Origin of the sequence: Chryseobacterium sp. C-71 (genome assembly GCF_020911865.1) — a bacterium.
Taxonomy (GTDB): domain Bacteria; phylum Bacteroidota; class Bacteroidia; order Flavobacteriales; family Weeksellaceae; genus Chryseobacterium.
The window spans coordinates 1,398,706-1,416,264 of the sequence record NZ_CP087131.1 but is presented as its reverse complement, the minus strand read 5'-3'; the positions used below and the strand labels follow the sequence as shown (position 1 = coordinate 1,416,264).

The following is a 17,559-nucleotide window of genomic DNA, read 5'->3' as shown; positions in this document are numbered from 1 at the left end:
ATATGTCAAAAACTATAAACGTAGTATTAACAGGCGGTGTAGGCAGTAGACTATGGCCGCTATCTCGGAAAAGTAGTCCTAAGCAATATTTAGATTTATTTGAAGGTAAATCTTTATTTCAACAAACAGTATTAAGAAATAGAGAATGCTGTTCTGAATTATTTATTGTTGGTAATGTGGATAATTATTTACTATCGATAAAAGCTTTAAAGGCTTTAAATATTCAGGAGTTTACTGAAATTCGAGAGGCTATTCCACGGAATACAGCCGCTGCTATTGCTTTTGCGGCATTACAAGCAAATGAAGAAGATATCTTAGTAGTTACTCCTTCAGATCATCTTATTGAAGATGAGGAAGCTTATTTACGATCTATACATCACGCAATTTTGCTTGCAAAAGAGGATTCTATTGTTACATTTGGCTTGAATCCTACAAAACCAGAAACTGGTTATGGGTATATTCAAATCAAAGAAAATAAAGTGTTATCGTTCCGTGAAAAACCTAACGCAGAAACGGCAAGAGAATTTTTGAAGGATGGTAATTTTTTCTGGAATTCTGGTATGTTTTGTTTTAAAGCAAAAGTTTTTTTAGCAGAATTAGAAGCTTACGAACCCGCCCTTTTTAAGGCAGTAGTGAAAGCTTTTAATAAATCTGAGCAAGGCCAGCTTCCATTAGAAGAAAGTTTGTTGATTCCATCTATATCAGTTGATTATGCTGTAATGGAAAGAACAAAAAAATTAAAGGCTGTGATTGGTGAATTTCGTTGGTCTGACATGGGATCCTTTGAATCTATTTACGATTATCTTTTAGGAAAAGGGCATCCTGTAGATCAGTATGGAAATATGGTGATAGGCACAACTATTCATACAGAATTTTTAGGTATCAATGAAAGCATATTAATATTTACAGAAGATGCTATCTTGATACTTAAAAAAGATAATGCACAGCAGGTGAAGAGTATTTACGAAAATTTAGAAAAAAACAAATCAAAATTAAGATAATTATGGAACATGATATAAGACCTTGGGGTGAATATTGGGTTTTAGAAGATGCTGAAACACATAAAGTGAAAAAAATTCTGGTAAAACCCGGGGGAAGATTGTCTTTACAATATCATCATCATAGGGCAGAAGTTTGGACTATTGTATCCGGGATAGGAACAATTACGATTGATGAAACTATTCGAAATTATAATGTGGGAGAAGTTGCTCAAATACCGCTAGGTGCTCATCACAGAATTGAAAACAAGACACAAGATCCTGTAGTTTTTATTGAGGTTCAGTACGGGACCTATTTCGGCGAAGATGATATTGTAAGAATTGAAGATGATTATAATAGAGCATAAAAATATTGTATTCAACCTAAATAATAAGTCTACCAAAAAGATTGATAACGAAGAGAAAATATAGAGCTAAAGTAATATAGGTATCAAGCAATTTTTCTGCTATGAACTTAATAGTTTAGTTACTTTATTTAGAAGTAAAATCTAAGTTTCAATAATGATTTTAAGATTATTAAGAGTAGTATTGTGAAATATTTTAGCTTACAAAAAGAAAGATATGTAGAAATATCGTTGGTAATTGCAAACAATTTTTTAGAATTTTTTTCTATTATTGTTATTACTAAGCTGGCATCTTCAAATTTATCTAAAGAACAATATGGTTTTTATGCACTTATACTTTCTATATATAGTTTAATTTCGATGTTGCCGTTTCTCTCTTTACATTCTGCGATAGAAAAATATCTTATCGAGTATAAAGAAGATGGTAAGCTAAAATCCAACTACATTTATATACTTTGTATTCACTTATTATTTTTTATAGTATATTTATTACTACTTCCTTTCATCAAAATTTTCTTACCCGTTATTTGGAAAGATATTTCATTACTATTATTATTGTTTATTTTAACAAAAGTGTATCGCACGCTTTTTATGGTAACGCTTAATAGTCAAAAAAAAAGATTGACGTTATTAATCATCAGAACGATTGAATTTAGTACACAATTAATAATTATTTTATATTTTGTATTCTACAGCTCGCCTGATGTTATTTTGTTTATTTCTAGTAGTATTATTTCTTCTTTATTAACTATTGTTTTGAGTATATGCTTTGAAAGAAAAAATATCAGGCTGAAACACTTTAGCATTGCAAAATTCAAGGAAATTTTTTCACTTATATTAAAATTTTCACTACCATTTTTACTGTGGGGTTTTTTTATATGGCTTCAAAATATGATCTGTAGATGGTACTTAGATGCACTACTTACAAAAGCAGATGTTGCAAATTACAGTCTTATGGTTGCTTTGGCACTCACACCGGCTAGTGCTTTTATAGCTGTCGTAAGTAATATGTATGTTCCAATAGCTTATGCTAATGAAAAAAATAATCCAGGGTATATATCAAATGCTAATAAAGCTTTAAAAAAATACTCTATATTATTTTGGATATTTGTGTTTATGTTTTTTATGTTATTCAATGATTTTATTGTAAGAATATTACTAGATGCAAAATATATTGATGTTTCCTGGAGTCTTCCTTATCTTGTAGTAGGTACAGCCTTTTATGCAATAGGACAAGTTTCTATCTATGAAATTTATTATTATAAAAAAGCAAAAATTTTAGTTCTTAGCAATTTACTGCCAGGGCTATTTACGGTAATTTTTGGTTATTTATTTATCAAATATTTTCAGTTTGAAGGTGCAGTAATATGTACTTTAATATCATTTATTATTTCAGGTGTCATAACATTATTCGTTAGTAGTAAGTTTTCAAAATCCAATATTAAATAATAGGATGTTAGAATTTTATGTAATTATATTATTAGTATTAATATCCATAAATTTAGTCTATATAAATAAAAAAATTGAGATTCACAATCTCTTAAAGATTTTTATAACAATAGCATTTGTAATGTGGTATTTTATCCCAATAACTTTAACATTATTGGGCTATACTATTGTTTTTGATTTTCTTAAAATTGATATGAACTTTTATTATAAACTTTTAATAAAAGAGCTCATATTCTATAATGCTATACTTCTACTATTTACGATATTATTTAGGAAAAGGAAGATAAATTTTACCAATTATAGAGTAATCTATTATAAGGAGAACATTAGAGATATATTCTTTTTTAGATTTAGTTTTATATTTTTAATTATATACATAATTTTTTTGGTAAAGAATAATCTAGATTATATGGAGAATAACTCTATTGAAAATCAACAAGGTGGGGTTTTACAAGTTTTAGCTTTCTTTAGTAACTTTTTAGTAGCATATTTTTGGGTCTATTTTCTATACGGGGCAGATGAAAAAAGAAAAAAGTGGATAGGATCAGTTTTGATCACATTATCAATTGTTCTGGTTTTGGGTGGAAGTAGAATCTATTTATTAGGATTAATATATGTTCTTTATTTCATATACAAACGTGAAGAAAAGAAAGCTAAAAAAGTTGCGATATCAGTTTTTACAGCAGTTTTTCTTGTTTTTTCAATTGTTTTACTACCATATCTTTCATCTAGTCGGGTTTCTGATTCGGATGTAAGTATTAAACAAAATGATGTATTCAATCTTGCTTTAGAAGAATTCAATACAAAACTTAATAGTTTTGCTTACAGTACAGCTTTACTAAAATATGATGGTGAGGAATTTGCCGGGTTTAATCCATACTTAGGTAGTCTTCTCAAATTTATTCCAAGAGTAGTCTGGAATGAAAAACCAACTGCTACAAGTTTTAATTCTGAAGTTTCAGGCATTCCTTCCCGAAGAGTACCTTATCTATTAGGAGATACCAGTGAAACTTTTAATACTGGAGTATCTGCCTACGCAGTTTCGGCATGGCAAATGGGTATTTTTACAGTCGTTGTATCAATTGTTTTTAATGTTGTTATGTTATTTTTCATTAATAGATGTTTTATGCATCGTTCTGTTTATATTAAAAGTTTAGGTTTTATGATGACTGGCTTTCCACAACTTATTATGCTCCCAACTTACGGTGACAATATAATACAATGGGCTATTCAAACAATGATGTTTTTCTTGGGATTGTTATTTTTACGTATCATAATAATAAAAAAAAAATCACAAAATAAATATGAAAATAATAGCTTTTAAAGGAGGATTGGGAAATCAAATGTTCCAGTATGTATTTTATAATTATTTGCTTTCTAATTGTAAAGATGATATAGTGGGGTTTTATGGAAGAAAAGAATTGGGGGATCACAATGGCTTTGAATTGAAAAATTGTTTTCAGGATATTTCTCTTCCACCAAAAAGCTTAAAGTCTAATTTTATAATTAATTTATTTAAACTAAAAAATAGACTTTTAAATAAAGGAGAAATGATTGAATCTTCAAATATGCAAAATAAAGTATTTTATGGTTATTGGCATGATTTAGATTTTTTTACGCCAGCTACGTTAGATTTATTTAATTTTAATGTGTCTCTTAATGATGAAAATAAATTGGTATTAAACAAAATAAAAAACTCACAATCTGTAAGCATACACATAAGAAGGGGAGATTATATCGGATTGAATAGTATTTATGGTAATATTTGTACTATTCAGTACTACAAAGATTCCATAGAAATGATAAAACAAAAAGTTGAAAATCCCATTTTTATTTTTTTTTCAGATGATATGGCTTGGGTAAAGGAGAATTTCAATATTTCTAATGCAGAATATATAGATTGGAATACTAAAGAAAATGCTTATATAGATATGTTTCTAATGTCAAACTGTAAACATAACATCATTGCCAACAGTACGTTTAGCTGGTGGGGAGCCTACCTTAATCGAAATTCTGACAAGATAGTTATTGCACCCTCAAAATGGATTAATCTTCCAAATCAAAAATTAAATATTTTTCCAAAAAATTGGATAAAGCTATAAATATGTCTATCACTGAACAAAAAACATGGATTTCTGTACTCCTTTGTACTTACAATGATGGGAAATACATTGCGGAGACTATTGAAAGTATTCTAAATCAAACCTATCCTTATTTTGAATTTATTATTATCAATGATGGTTCTACAGACAATACAGGGGAGATTATTGATGCGTTTAGAGACCCTAGAATAAAACATATCAAAAGATTAAATCATGGTCTTACTAAGTCTCTTAATTTTGGCATCACGCAATGTCAATACAATTGGATTGCTAGAATAGACGGTGATGATGTTGCCTTACCAAACAGATTTGAAAAACAATTAGAATATATAAACAGTAATGTTGCTGCAATTGGAACTCAATATAAACATATTGATTCTGAGGGGAATATTATTGCAAATATTTCTTTGCCACTTTCTCATAAAAACATTATCAGAAGAGGAATAACCGGAGCTACAATGTTTAATCATCCTTCAGTTTTAATCAATAAAAAATTACTAAATCAAGTAGGAGATTATGATGAGCATATTGATGCTGCTGAAGATCTAGATCTTTGGTTAAAATTATCACATTATGGTAGATTGATTAATGTAGATATTCCTCTAATGCTTTACAGAATGCATGAGAATAAAATTTCAATATATAAAAGAGAAACACAGTACACCAATGCACAGGTGGCGATATTGAAATTTAGAAGTAAAATTCATAAGAATTTAACTGATTTTGAATATTCTCGCATAAGAAAGAAATTAGAAAAAAGCAGTTTTTTTCATATAGGTAAAATTTTAAATTCAAAAAGTAACACAGCTAAAGGGTTTGAATTAAAATTCATAAATTTGGCGTTCAGAATAAATCAGATTTTAATTAATATATTTATAAAAAAAATAACAAATGAGTAAAATAGCCTTAATTACAGGTATTACAGGACAAGATGGGTCTTTTTTAGCAGAATTATTGCTTGAAAAAGGGTATGAGGTTCATGGTATTATTAGGAGAGCTTCATCATTTAATACAGATCGTATTGAACATCTATATTTGGATGAGTGGGTAAGAGATATGCATACAAAAAGACTTGTAAATCTTCATTATGGAGATATGACAGACTCCAGCTCGCTTATAAGGATTATTCAGATGGTCAAACCTGACGAAATTTATAATCTTGCTGCGCAAAGTCATGTGAAGGTTAGTTTTGATGTTCCGGAATATACTGCTGAAACAGATGCAGTAGGTACATTAAGACTTCTTGAAGCAGTGCGTATATTAGAGATGGATAAGAAAGTGAGAATTTATCAGGCATCAACATCCGAATTATATGGTTTGGTACAAGAAGTACCACAAAGTGAAACCACTCCGTTCTATCCAAGAAGCCCTTATGGCGTTGCAAAAATGTATGGGTTTTGGATCACTAAGAATTATCGCGAATCTTATGGAATGTATGCTGTAAATGGTATTCTTTTCAATCATGAAAGCGAAAGACGAGGAGAAACTTTTGTTACCCGAAAAATTACACTTGCTGTTGCGAGAATAGTTCAGGGGTATCAGAATAAACTGTACATGGGTAATCTTGATGCACTTAGAGATTGGGGATATGCAAAAGATTATGTAGAATGTATGTGGCTGATGCTTCAGCATGATACACCGGAAGACTTTGTAATTGCTACCGGAGAGATGCATACTGTAAGAGAATTTTGTACTAAAGCTTTTAAAATTGCTGGAGTGGATATTGTGTGGGAAGGAGAAGGTGTGGATGAAAAAGGACTTGATGCTGTTTCAGGAAAGGTATTAATAGAAGTGGATCCAAAATATTTCCGCCCGGCAGAGGTAGAGCAGTTATTAGGAAATCCTACTAAAGCGAAAACATTGCTGGGTTGGAACCCTACAAGAACAAGCTTCGATGAATTGGTGAAAATAATGGTGGAGAGTGATATGAAATTGATAAAAAAAACACATTCATAAAAAGTGAAAAAAACTAGCAAAATATATATTGCGGGGCACAAAGGTCTTGTGGGTTCAGCAATTAATAAGAAGCTTAAAGAGAGTGGATTTACAAATATTGTGGGCAAAACATCCAGAGAGCTAGATCTTCTGGATGCCACAGCTACAGAGAAATTCTTTCAGCAAGAAAAACCCGAGTATGTTTTTCTTGCTGCAGCGTACGTAGGAGGAATAATGGCTAATAATACTTACAGAGCAGATTTTATTTACAGAAATCTCCAGATACAGCAAAATGTTATCTACAATGCTTATAAGTACGGAGCGAAAAAATTACTGTTCTTAGGGAGTACTTGTATTTACCCTAAGAATGCCAATCAGCCTATGAATGAGAATGAGCTGTTGACACATGAGCTTGAATACACTAATGAGCCCTATGCTATTGCAAAAATTGCAGGACTGAAAATGTGTGAAAGTTTTAATATTCAGTATGGCACTAATTTTCTTTCGGTTATGCCAACCAACTTGTATGGTCCAAATGATAACTTTGATCTTGAAAAAAGCCATGTACTTCCAGCAATGATCCGTAAGATTTTTCTCTCAAAATCTTTAATGGAAAATAATTGGGAGGGAATACGGGCTGATCTTGAAAAAAGACCGGTAGAAAAAAATGATGGTCACACTTCCAATGAAGAAATTGTTTTGCTCCTAAAAAAATATGGTGTTTTTAGCGGTAAAGTAGAGCTTTGGGGTACGGGGGAACCAATGAGAGAATTTCTCTGGAGTGAAGATATGGCTGAGGCTTGTATTTTTATAATGGATAATGTAGATTTTAAAGATTTAGCTCAAAATAAAAAAGAGATACAAAACACGCATATTAATATTGGTACCGGAAAAGATCTTACAATAAAAAACCTTTCTAAAATCATTGCAAAAACCTTAGATTATAAGGGCGAAATTCTTTTTGATGCTTCAAAGCCAAATGGCACTATGAGAAAGCTAGTTGATGTTACAAAACTCAATGATTTAGGTTGGAAGCATAACATCGAAATTGAAGATGGGATCAAAAAAATTTCTGATTGGTACCTTGAGAATTAATATACTATGAAAATTATTTTTGATAATATAATATTTTCTTTACAAAAATCAGGCGGCATATCTACTTTGATATATGAAATTTTAAAGAAGTACTTTCCACTTTCTGCAAATAAGAATATATATTTTCTTGATTATAAAGAAAATGAAAATAATATTTATAGAAAAACATTTGAAATCCCAAGTGATAAAATCTTAAATCAAAGAAAAGAACCGGTAAAAATCCTTAGATATTTAAATCCTAAAATTGCGAATTTAGAAACTGAAAAATTTATTTTTGTCTCCTCTTATTATCGTTATTGTAAAAATAAAACTGCTATTAACGTAGTAATAGTGTATGATTTTACATATGAATTTTTTGGAAAGGGTTTAGCTAAGACTGTACATTCATATCAGAAAAAGAAAGCGATACTTAATGCATCATATATTATTTGTATTTCGGAGAACACTAAAAAGGATTTAATTTCTATAATACCACAAGTCAATAAGGAAAAAATAAAAGTTTTACATATTGGTGCCAGCCCCGACTATTATGCAATTACTTCTGATTATAATCTAGGAGAAATTAATGAGGATTTAGACAAACTAAAAAATAAGAAAATTGTTATTTTTGTTGGTGGAAGAGCTCCTTACAAAAATTTTGATAAAGCTGCAGAAGCATTTTCACTATTAGATGATAGTTATCATTTTGTGATTGTAGGACCTCCACTTACTGAAAACGAAGAGAATTATCTATCTGCTTTATTATTGAAAACAAATTTTACTGTGCTTAATGGAATAAGTAATAATAATCTTAATATGATATACAATAAAGCATGGGTTTTATTGTATCCTTCAGAATATGAAGGTTTTGGCATTCCTGTTGTCGAAGCTATGAATACTGGCCTTCCGGTAATTGCTTATAATAAATCATCTATACCAGAAGTTGCAGGTGATGCTGGGATTCTTTTGAATAATCTTTCTCCACAGAGTATTAAAGATGCAATTCTAAAGTTAAATAATAATGATTATAGAAATGAAATTATTGAAAAAGGATTTGAGCAAGCAAAAAAATTTACTTGGGATAAAACAATAGAAAATTATATTTCCTATTTTGAAGAAGTCAGTAAAACCTAAGAGCATTTTTAACGATGATTTTTATGAAAAATATCTTGTAACAATTTAATTAAAATATAGAAATTGAAAAAAATTCTTATAACAGGATTTTCAGGATTTGTAAGTAAACATTTTCTAGAATATATAGATACCCTTGAAGAAAAGATTGTAGTTGAAGGAATTGATATCAATGAACCTACTTTTAATCTTTATGGTTTCAAGAATATCACTTGTCGCTTTACACAATTAGATCTTCTTAATAAAAATGAGATTGATAATCTTATTTTTCAATTTCAGCCGGAATATATATTACACCTTGCATCCTTCAGCAGCGTAGCTTTTAGTTGGAAAAACCCGGTTGCTAGTTTTACCAATAATACAAACATATTTCTAAATCTTTTAGAGCAGATAAAAAATCTAAATCTTAAATGTAGAATCTTATCAGTAGGTTCTTCAGAAGAATATGGAAAAGTTAGTAAAGATGCAATCCCGTTAAATGAAACAGAAATTTTAAATCCTATAAGCCCGTATGCTGTTGCACGGGTATCTCAAGAATTATTGAGTAAAGTGTATGTGTCTGGATATCATTTGGATATAGTTCTTACAAGATCTTTCAATCACATAGGACCCGGGCAGAAAGATCTTTTTGTAGTACCTTCATTTGTTAAAAGAATCTTAGAAATAAAAAAGTATAATCTTACTTCTGTTTTAAAAACAGGCGATTTATCAATTATAAGAGATTTTACAGACGTTCGAGATGTTGTAAGGGCTTATCATCTTATTCTTACAAAAGGGGTAAGTGGTGAAATTTATAACGTATGTAGCGGGAATGGTATCAGCCTTGAGGAAATAATCAAAAAAATTTCAAGTAATGTTGATATTGATATTACTACAGAAAGAGATGAATCTCTTATAAGACCAAATGATAATGAAATTATTATTGGGAATAATTCTAAATTAAAAAAGCTTGGTTGGGCACCATTATTTAATCTTGATGAAAGTATTTGTGATATTATAAAATATTGGAAAGATAAAATATAATTTATTTTAATACGTCAAGTTTTGGCGTTACCTAATATTATTTTTGTTTTAATGATAAATGTCTAGCAGGAATTTATACAATAATTTTAACAAAAATATGATGATAACACTAACAGATCCTTATACTAAGGAGCAAGTAAATTACTACAAAATTCCTTTTGCTGAAATTGATGGTAATATTGATAATGTATTGTATAAAGAAATACTCAATGAGACCACTGGAATAACCACCTATTACAAAAGAGCTTACACCGGAAGTGTTTCTGTAAAATGGTTTGGAGCAGTAGGGGACGGAATTACTGATGATACAAACGCTATTGAAACCGCTATTCAATCTCTTAATTCGCGAACAGACCTTAAATTTTCTACTTTAGACTTGGAAACTGGTGTATATATTATTTCAAGATCATTGACTATGTTGGCAGGCATTAATTTGATAGGTCAAGGAGCGACAAAGAAAGTAGCAGTTGGTGGTGTGGTTCAAAACCATTCTACAATATTACGCTGGAATGGAGCTTCAAATAAAACTATGCTATATCTAAAAAATGTATCTGGAATTACTATATCTGGAATTTGCTTTGATACTATGACTAGCCCTCAGGATACTGATCAAACAGATATTAGTATCTTAGGAATAACAGCAATCACATATATTAATAGATCTATTACCAGATACAACGAAATTTCAAATTGTATGTTCAATTTATTAGAGGTAGGAATTCATTATTTAGATGATAAGGGTGATAATCCAAATACTATTGATCCTTCAGCTGATCATAATATGGATACTAATTATATTGATAGGTGTGAATTTCGTTATTGTGTAATTGGAGTAAAAGTAGAACAGACAAATGTTTATAATCCTTTAATTAGTAGAAGTGCTTTCTATGGATCAGAAACATATACAAAACACCATTTGTTAATATTAAAAGGTCATGCTGATATTTCTGATTCATTTTTGGGTCCGTTAAAAAATAAAAATAGTATAGGTGGTAGAGATGGTATTGCTGTAGAAGTAAATCAGGGATACTGTAATTTATATAATATTTATGCAGAGGCTCATAATGGACCATTTTTTGTTTGGAAATCAACTCTAAATAATTCTGAGAATTGTATTTGTAATTTAATTTCTTGTAATGTAGTTACAGAGATTTTGACAAATCCAACAACTCAAGAAATTGATTTTCCAACAAATTATTTGGTTGAAAATAGAACTAATAAAACGTTGTTTGTTTCAGGAGGATTTTATACCTATAATTTTTCGCAAAAAAAACAAAATGGAGTGGACCTTACTGATAATAGTAAAGGAGGGTCAATTGTCATTTGTGGCACAGATACAGCAAATGTATCTCCGGATTCATTGCCTGATAGGATAATTTTTTATGGCAATAAATATGGAAATCTTCCGGTTGTAGGATCACTTGCAGACATAAATAATGCAGGAGGTGGAAAATTATATATAACTGGTCAGGCAGTTCAGCTCAAGCTAGCACAGCTTCCAAGTTTTAAATCGTTAACATTTGATTGGTCAGGTGATACTTTAAAGATACATGTTCCGGATTATTACAATAATACTAGTGTAGAATTCAATTTTGCACAAAAAAAAATGAAAATGACTGGATGGACGATTGAGCAATAATAAATTTTTGTAATATGCTTTTGATAGATGCCATATATATTCACGAAGGTGGTGCCAAAGTTTTATTGGATTATTTAATGGCAAAATTGGAACAAACCAATATGAAAGTTTTTTATTTATTGGATGACAGAATAATGCAAAAACAGGAAATCAAGGTGAAAAGTACCAATGATATTCTGTTTTTGCAGTCATCTTTTATGAAAAGAGTAAGATTTTATCGAAAGTACTCATCAAGATTTGATTCTATATTTTGTATTGCAAATGTTCCGCCACCGATTCCTGTAAACAGTTACGTAGCGACTTATTTTCATCAGTCTTTAATGTTAGATAGTAGTGCTTTGTCTGATTTGAAAGATAAATTAATTTTTAGCATCAAAAGAAATATTGTTGGTTTTTTAACAAAAAACACAACGGAATGGATTGTGCAGACAAACACAATAAAATTACAACTGAGCGAAAAATTTTCTCTTACAAAGTGTAGAATTAAAGTTATTCCTTTTTATCCTCCGCTTTTATCTTCCAAAAGCCAAAGCATAGAAAAAGAAAGCAACAGGTTTTTATATGTGTCAAATGCCTATGCTCACAAAAATCACAAGAATTTAATTGAAGCTTTTTGTAGGTTCTATGCATTGAGACAGAAAGGTAAACTTGTTCTCACAGTGTCTTCTAAATATAAAAGTATATACCATCTCATCAAAATGAAGCAGGATTTAGGATTCCCGATTATTAACTTACAATTTGTAGATAGATCAAAGCTTGGAGAAGAATATGAGAAAGCAGAACATGTAGTATTTCCTTCGTTTACTGAAAGTTTTGGACTAGGATTATTGGAGGGTATTGAATCTGGCTGTAAAATCATTGCATCAGACCTGCCTTTTGTATATGCAGTATGTACTCCCAGTCTTATTTTTAATCCGCAAGATGTAAAAAGCATCCAGCAGGCATTTGAAGACGCTGTTGATAAAGATGTAATAGAAAGTGAGATAAAGATATATGATCAAATAAATGCACTGATTTCATTATTTAAAACCTATTGTTGAAAATTTTAGTATTTTTAGTCAAATTCTGAAATTATGAACAAATTTTTCGCTTTTCTTTTTCTTTTGTTTTATTCCCTTTTTGTAGCACAAGTGCTCACTAAGAAAGATAAAAATACAAGTGAAGTTATTAACTACAATAAAGTTAGCATCTTTGAAGATGGTACTCCGATGACAAAAGCAAAAGCAGATGGCATTATTTATTTAGAAGAAAACGGAGAGTTTTATAAAAGAGCTTACACCGGCTCGGTTTCGATCAAATGGTTTGGAGCAAAAGGAGATGGGGTAACCGATGATTCGAATGCTATTCAGAAAGCTGTAAATACACTTAATGGGTTCAAATTTTCAAGTATCTTTTTTGACGCAGGAGTTTATCTTATTTCTAAGCCGGTAATAATTTCAGGAACCGTTAGCATGATTGGAGAAGGATCCAAAAAACAGATAAAACCCGGAGGAAAAGAAGTTTCGACATCTACTATTATTAGGTGGAAAGGACTAGCTAATTCAAGAATGTTTACTGTAGATAATATAAGCGGAACCAATATTCAGGATATTTGTTTTGATACGTATACGACAAATCAGGAGGAGATTCAAATCAAAAATGTAACTGGAATTACTTATACAACACAATCTGGTACTCGATACAATGAAATTCGCGGATGCCAGTTTTCACTGCTTTCAGTAGGGGTGCATTATTACGATGAAGCAAAAAACAAGGAGTCAGATTTTAATATGGATTGTAATTATATAGATAAAACAGAATTCAAATCATGTGAAATAGGAATAAAAGTTGAGCAATCAAATGTGTATAATTTATTAATTTCTCGATGCGGTTTTTATGGTTCATATGCTTACACAAAAAACCATCTTCTTATTTTAAAGGGACATGCTAATATTTCTGATTCTTATCTTGGAGTCTTGAAAAATGAAAAAAGTATTGGTGGAAAAAATGGGGTGGCGGTTGAAGTAAATAATGGATATTCAAATTTGTATAACATCTACGCCGAAACTCATAATGGTCCCTTCTTTGTCTGGAATTCTATTTTGAATGGAACCGAAAATTGTACCTCAAACCTTGTTTCCTGTAATGTTGTAGCCCATTCCAAAACGATGCCATATAATTACATGATTGAAAATAAGACATCTAAAACTTTAAATGTTTCTGGGGGCGAATATTCATACTGGTTTTCACAAAAGAAAGGATCAACTGGTTCAATAGTTATCTCAGGCACTGACAACGTTAATATTTCTCCAGATTCAGAACCAGATCGCATATTCTTTTACGGTAATAAATATGGAAATATTCCTGTTGCCGGATCTATAGCTAACATAGGAAAAGATAAAAATGGGAAACCTGTGAATGGCGGAAAGCTTTATATTGTAGGTGAAACAGCAGAATTAGATCTAACACAAATTAAAGATAATATTTTTAAAAAAATGATGATGAAATGGGTTGGCAACTCACTATTTCTGTCCGTACCGGGTCATTATGAAGGTATTGAATTTAATTTCGAAAAGAAAATATTAAAAATGCCTGGCTGGAAAATAGAACAGTGATCTTTTTTATTTTAATTATCTTTGTCACTAAAATCAGAATGTATGAAAATATCAGTTATCACTGTTTGCTACAACAGTGCGGCTACAATAGAAGACACTATAAAGTCAGTGATGGAGCAAACTTATGATGACATAGAATATATAATTGTAGACGGTAACTCAAAAGATGCAACTCTTCATATTATAAATCAATATGAAAATAGCATTACAAAGTGGATATCAGAACCTGATAATGGTTTGTATGATGCAATGAATAAAGGAATTAAGTTAGCGACAGGAGATATAATAGGCATTCTTAATTCTGATGATTTATTCTGTGATTGTGATGCCATATCAAAAGTTATGACAATTTTTAATAATGATAAAAAATTAGATTCTGTATATGCTGATATATACTATGTAGACCAAAATAATACAAATAACATTGTTAGAAAGTGGAAGTCAGGTTTGCGAAAAAAATTCTCAACCGGCTGGCATCCAGCACATCCTACTTTTTATGTTAAAAAGAATATATATGATGAATACGGGTATTTTGATCTTTCCTTTAAACTTGCTTCAGATTTTGAGATTATGCTTCGTTTTTTAGATCGTTACAATATCTCTACTTATTATTTAGCAGAACCACTTATCAAAATGAGGTTGGGCGGAGAAACCAATAAAAGTTTCAAAAATATCATTAATCAAAATTTAGAATGTATTAAAGCATTTAAGAATAACGAGGTTAAGGTTAGTACTTTCTTATATCCTTTCAAAAGATTATTACCTAAATTCAAGCAATATCTATAATTTTTAAAAATGAAAGTATTATTTACTGGAGCTAATGGTTTTTTAGGTAGAAATGTAATTCCTCTACTTAGAAAAAAAATGTTTGATGTAAAGACATTTGGTACTCATAATGCTGATTATATTTATGATATCGCTAAAGAAATTCCTTTGTTTCAGGAAAATTTTGATATTGTTTTTCATGCTGCAGGTAAGGCACATTCAGTTCCTCAAAATAAGGAAGATGAAAAAAAATTCTTCGACATTAATTTGGAAGGAACAAAAAATCTGTGCAAATCTTTAGAAATACAAACGCCTGATATTTTTATTTTCATTAGTACCGTAGCTGTCTATGGTAAAAATTTTGGAGAAAATATTAATGAAGATTTTCCTTTGGATGGAAATACTCCTTATGCAAAAAGCAAAATTTTAGCTGAGAAATTTCTTTTAGAATGGTGTGAAAAGAATGATGTGAAATTATTTATTCTAAGACCATCTTTAATTGCTGGTCCTAAACCTCCAGGAAATTTAGGAGATATGATTAATGCTATTAAAAGTGGGAAGTATTTTAATATTGCAGGAGGTAAAGCTCGAAAAAGTATATTTTGGGTTGAAGATTTTGCTGAAATTACATATAAAGTTATCAACAATAATGGAGGAGTTTATAATGTATGTGATAATAATAATCCTAGTTTTAAAGAGATTTCAGACAAGATTTCTGAGATTTTAAATAGAAAATCATCAGTAAGTATACCATATTTTATTGCAAAAACTATCGCATTAGTTGGTGATCTGTTAGGAAATAAGGCTCCTATTAATTCATTAAGATTAAAAAAAATTACGGATTCACTTACTTTTTCTAATAAAAAAATCAAAAAAGAATTAGGATTGAATCCTTCAAACGTAATGGAAAAATTTAGAATATAGATGATGGTGTTCATAATTATAACATTTTTGCTTTTTATATCCATATTAGTCTATTTCAAAATAGCCGACAAATATAATATTATAGACAAGCCCAACCACCGAAGTGCACACACACAAATCACTCTACGTGGTGGCGGAATTATTTTTCCCATCTCATTTATTCTTTTTTGTTTATTTAACTTAAATCAAACGATAGATCACTATTGGCCATTTGGTTTAGGGTTGTTGGCAATCTGTACAGTAAGTTTCATTGACGATATCAAACCCTTGTCAAACCGAATTAGGTTATCGGTTCACTTAATTTCTGTGATTTTACTCCTGTATTTTACCGGAGCTTTTAGCGTAATGCCATATTGGGTTTGGCCAATACTTTTCGTTGTTATCATCGGAACATTGAATGCCTATAATTTTATGGATGGTATTAATGGTATGAGCGGAATATACACTTTAATTACCTTGTCAACTTTATTTTATATTAATGAAGAAGTAGTAACTTTTACAGATAATGATTTTATTATTTATCCTATTTTAGCTTCTTTGGTTTTCTTGTTTTTTAATTTTAGGAAAAAGGCAAAATGTTTTGCAGGAGACATCGGAAGTATGGGAATGGGCTTTTGGGTAATTGGCCTTATCACTTTGCTGATTATGAAAACTCAGGATTATAAATATATTTTGTTGTTATCAATTTACGGAATGGAAGTGGTTCTTACCATCATTGAGAGACTACTATTGAAAGAAAATATTTTTGAGGCTCACAGAAGGCATCTTTATCAGCTTTTTGCCAACGAAAAAAAAGTGTCTCATTTGATTATTAGTTTGGTTTATGCCGCGTTTCAAGTGTTAATCAATATATTTTTAATAAATTCGCAACTTCCTATTTGGGCTCTTATTCTTGTCATTTTTATTCCGATTGGTGGAATCTATTTGGCTTTAAAATGGAGTTTAAAAAAACAATATAATCTGTAACACTGCAAATACATCTATGAAAATAAAAGAAACACCGCTTAAAGATTGCTATATCATCGAACCGACAATCTTTGAAGATGAAAGAGGTTATTTTTTTGAAAAATACAACGAAAAAAAATTCGAAGAATTGACTGGGATGAATGGTCATTTTGTACAAGATAACATTTCAAAGTCTTCTTATGGAGTTTTGCGTGGACTGCATTTGCAAAAAGGTGAACATGCTCAGGCAAAATTAGTATCTTGTTTAGAAGGTAAAGTGTTTGATGTCGCTGTAGATTTACGTAGAGATTCTCCAACTTTTGGACAATGGTTCGGGGTTGAATTAACTCCTGAAAACAAATTACAACTATATGTACCAAGAGGTTTCGGACATGGTTTTTCTGTTTTAAGTGAAACAGCAATTTTTGCTTATAAATGTGATAACTTTTATAATAAAGAATCTGAAGGAAGTGTAATCTGGAATGATAAATACTTAAATATCGATTGGAAACTTCCCGAAGATGTCATCCAATTGTCAGAAAAAGATAGCCAACTTCCCACTTTTGCAGAAGGTAACTTTTAAAAATTAAATTCATAACCACTTAAAAATTAAGTGGTTTTTATATGTTTAAGATA

17 protein-coding genes are annotated in these 17,559 nt (G+C 30.2%); all 17 read left to right on the top strand.

Annotated elements, in window-relative coordinates; translation table 11 throughout:
- Positions 1-2: 2 nt before the first annotated feature.
- Complete coding sequence (locus LNP04_RS06375; protein ID WP_229985717.1) at positions 3-1,001, top strand: mannose-1-phosphate guanylyltransferase; 999 nt, start codon at positions 3-5, stop codon at positions 999-1,001.
- A gap of 2 nt (positions 1,002-1,003) precedes the next feature.
- Entirely contained in the window at positions 1,004-1,345 is a 342-nt protein-coding gene (locus tag LNP04_RS06370; RefSeq protein WP_229985716.1) for a phosphomannose isomerase type II C-terminal cupin domain, read from the top strand.
- 183 nt (positions 1,346-1,528) lie between these two features.
- On the top strand, positions 1,529-2,791 hold the full coding sequence (locus LNP04_RS06365; RefSeq protein WP_229985715.1) for a lipopolysaccharide biosynthesis protein: 1,263 nt from the start codon (positions 1,529-1,531) through the stop codon (positions 2,789-2,791).
- A gap of 4 nt (positions 2,792-2,795) precedes the next feature.
- A complete protein-coding gene (gene wzy / locus LNP04_RS06360) occupies positions 2,796-4,115 on the top strand; it encodes an O-antigen polysaccharide polymerase Wzy (protein WP_229985714.1) in 1,320 nt (439 codons plus the stop codon).
- Positions 4,096-4,893 carry an alpha-1,2-fucosyltransferase gene (locus LNP04_RS06355; RefSeq protein ID WP_229985713.1) on the top strand — a complete coding sequence of 266 codons (798 nt, stop codon included), beginning with the start codon at positions 4,096-4,098 and terminating at the stop codon, positions 4,891-4,893. Before wzy ends, LNP04_RS06355 begins: the two co-directional genes overlap by 20 nt.
- Positions 4,878-5,792, top strand: a complete 915-nt coding sequence (locus LNP04_RS06350; protein WP_229985712.1) for a glycosyltransferase — start codon at positions 4,878-4,880, stop codon at positions 5,790-5,792. Before LNP04_RS06355 ends, LNP04_RS06350 begins: the two co-directional genes overlap by 16 nt.
- On the top strand, positions 5,785-6,849 hold the full coding sequence (gene gmd / locus LNP04_RS06345; RefSeq protein ID WP_229985711.1) for a GDP-mannose 4,6-dehydratase: 1,065 nt from the start codon (positions 5,785-5,787) through the stop codon (positions 6,847-6,849). Before LNP04_RS06350 ends, gmd begins: the two co-directional genes overlap by 8 nt.
- A gap of 3 nt (positions 6,850-6,852) precedes the next feature.
- A complete protein-coding gene (locus tag LNP04_RS06340; RefSeq protein ID WP_229985710.1) occupies positions 6,853-7,923 on the top strand; it encodes a GDP-L-fucose synthase in 1,071 nt (356 codons plus the stop codon).
- Between the two features lie 6 nt (positions 7,924-7,929).
- Entirely contained in the window at positions 7,930-9,036 is a 1,107-nt protein-coding gene (locus tag LNP04_RS06335) for a glycosyltransferase family 1 protein (RefSeq protein ID WP_229985709.1), read from the top strand.
- Between the two features lie 63 nt (positions 9,037-9,099).
- A complete protein-coding gene (locus tag LNP04_RS06330; protein ID WP_229985708.1) occupies positions 9,100-10,056 on the top strand; it encodes a GDP-mannose 4,6-dehydratase in 957 nt (318 codons plus the stop codon).
- Positions 10,057-10,153: 97 nt separating this feature from the next.
- On the top strand, positions 10,154-11,695 hold the full coding sequence (locus LNP04_RS06325) for a glycoside hydrolase family 55 protein (RefSeq protein ID WP_229985707.1): 1,542 nt from the start codon (positions 10,154-10,156) through the stop codon (positions 11,693-11,695).
- A 14-nt stretch (positions 11,696-11,709) separates the two neighbouring features.
- Complete coding sequence (locus LNP04_RS06320) at positions 11,710-12,735, top strand: glycosyltransferase (RefSeq protein ID WP_229985706.1); 1,026 nt, start codon at positions 11,710-11,712, stop codon at positions 12,733-12,735.
- 33 nt (positions 12,736-12,768) lie between these two features.
- On the top strand, positions 12,769-14,289 hold the full coding sequence (locus LNP04_RS06315) for a glycoside hydrolase family 55 protein (RefSeq protein ID WP_229985705.1): 1,521 nt from the start codon (positions 12,769-12,771) through the stop codon (positions 14,287-14,289).
- A 42-nt stretch (positions 14,290-14,331) separates the two neighbouring features.
- Complete coding sequence (locus tag LNP04_RS06310) at positions 14,332-15,075, top strand: glycosyltransferase family 2 protein (protein ID WP_229985704.1); 744 nt, start codon at positions 14,332-14,334, stop codon at positions 15,073-15,075.
- Between the two features lie 9 nt (positions 15,076-15,084).
- Positions 15,085-15,978: an NAD(P)-dependent oxidoreductase gene (locus LNP04_RS06305; RefSeq protein ID WP_229985703.1), complete on the top strand. Its 894-nt coding sequence runs from the start codon at positions 15,085-15,087 to the stop codon at positions 15,976-15,978.
- Positions 15,979-16,944: a glycosyltransferase family 4 protein gene (locus tag LNP04_RS06300; protein WP_324292110.1), complete on the top strand. Its 966-nt coding sequence runs from the start codon at positions 15,979-15,981 to the stop codon at positions 16,942-16,944. It abuts the gene before it with no gap.
- 16 nt (positions 16,945-16,960) lie between these two features.
- Complete coding sequence (rfbC, locus tag LNP04_RS06295; RefSeq protein ID WP_229985702.1) at positions 16,961-17,506, top strand: dTDP-4-dehydrorhamnose 3,5-epimerase; 546 nt, start codon at positions 16,961-16,963, stop codon at positions 17,504-17,506.
- Positions 17,507-17,559 lie beyond the last annotated feature (53 nt).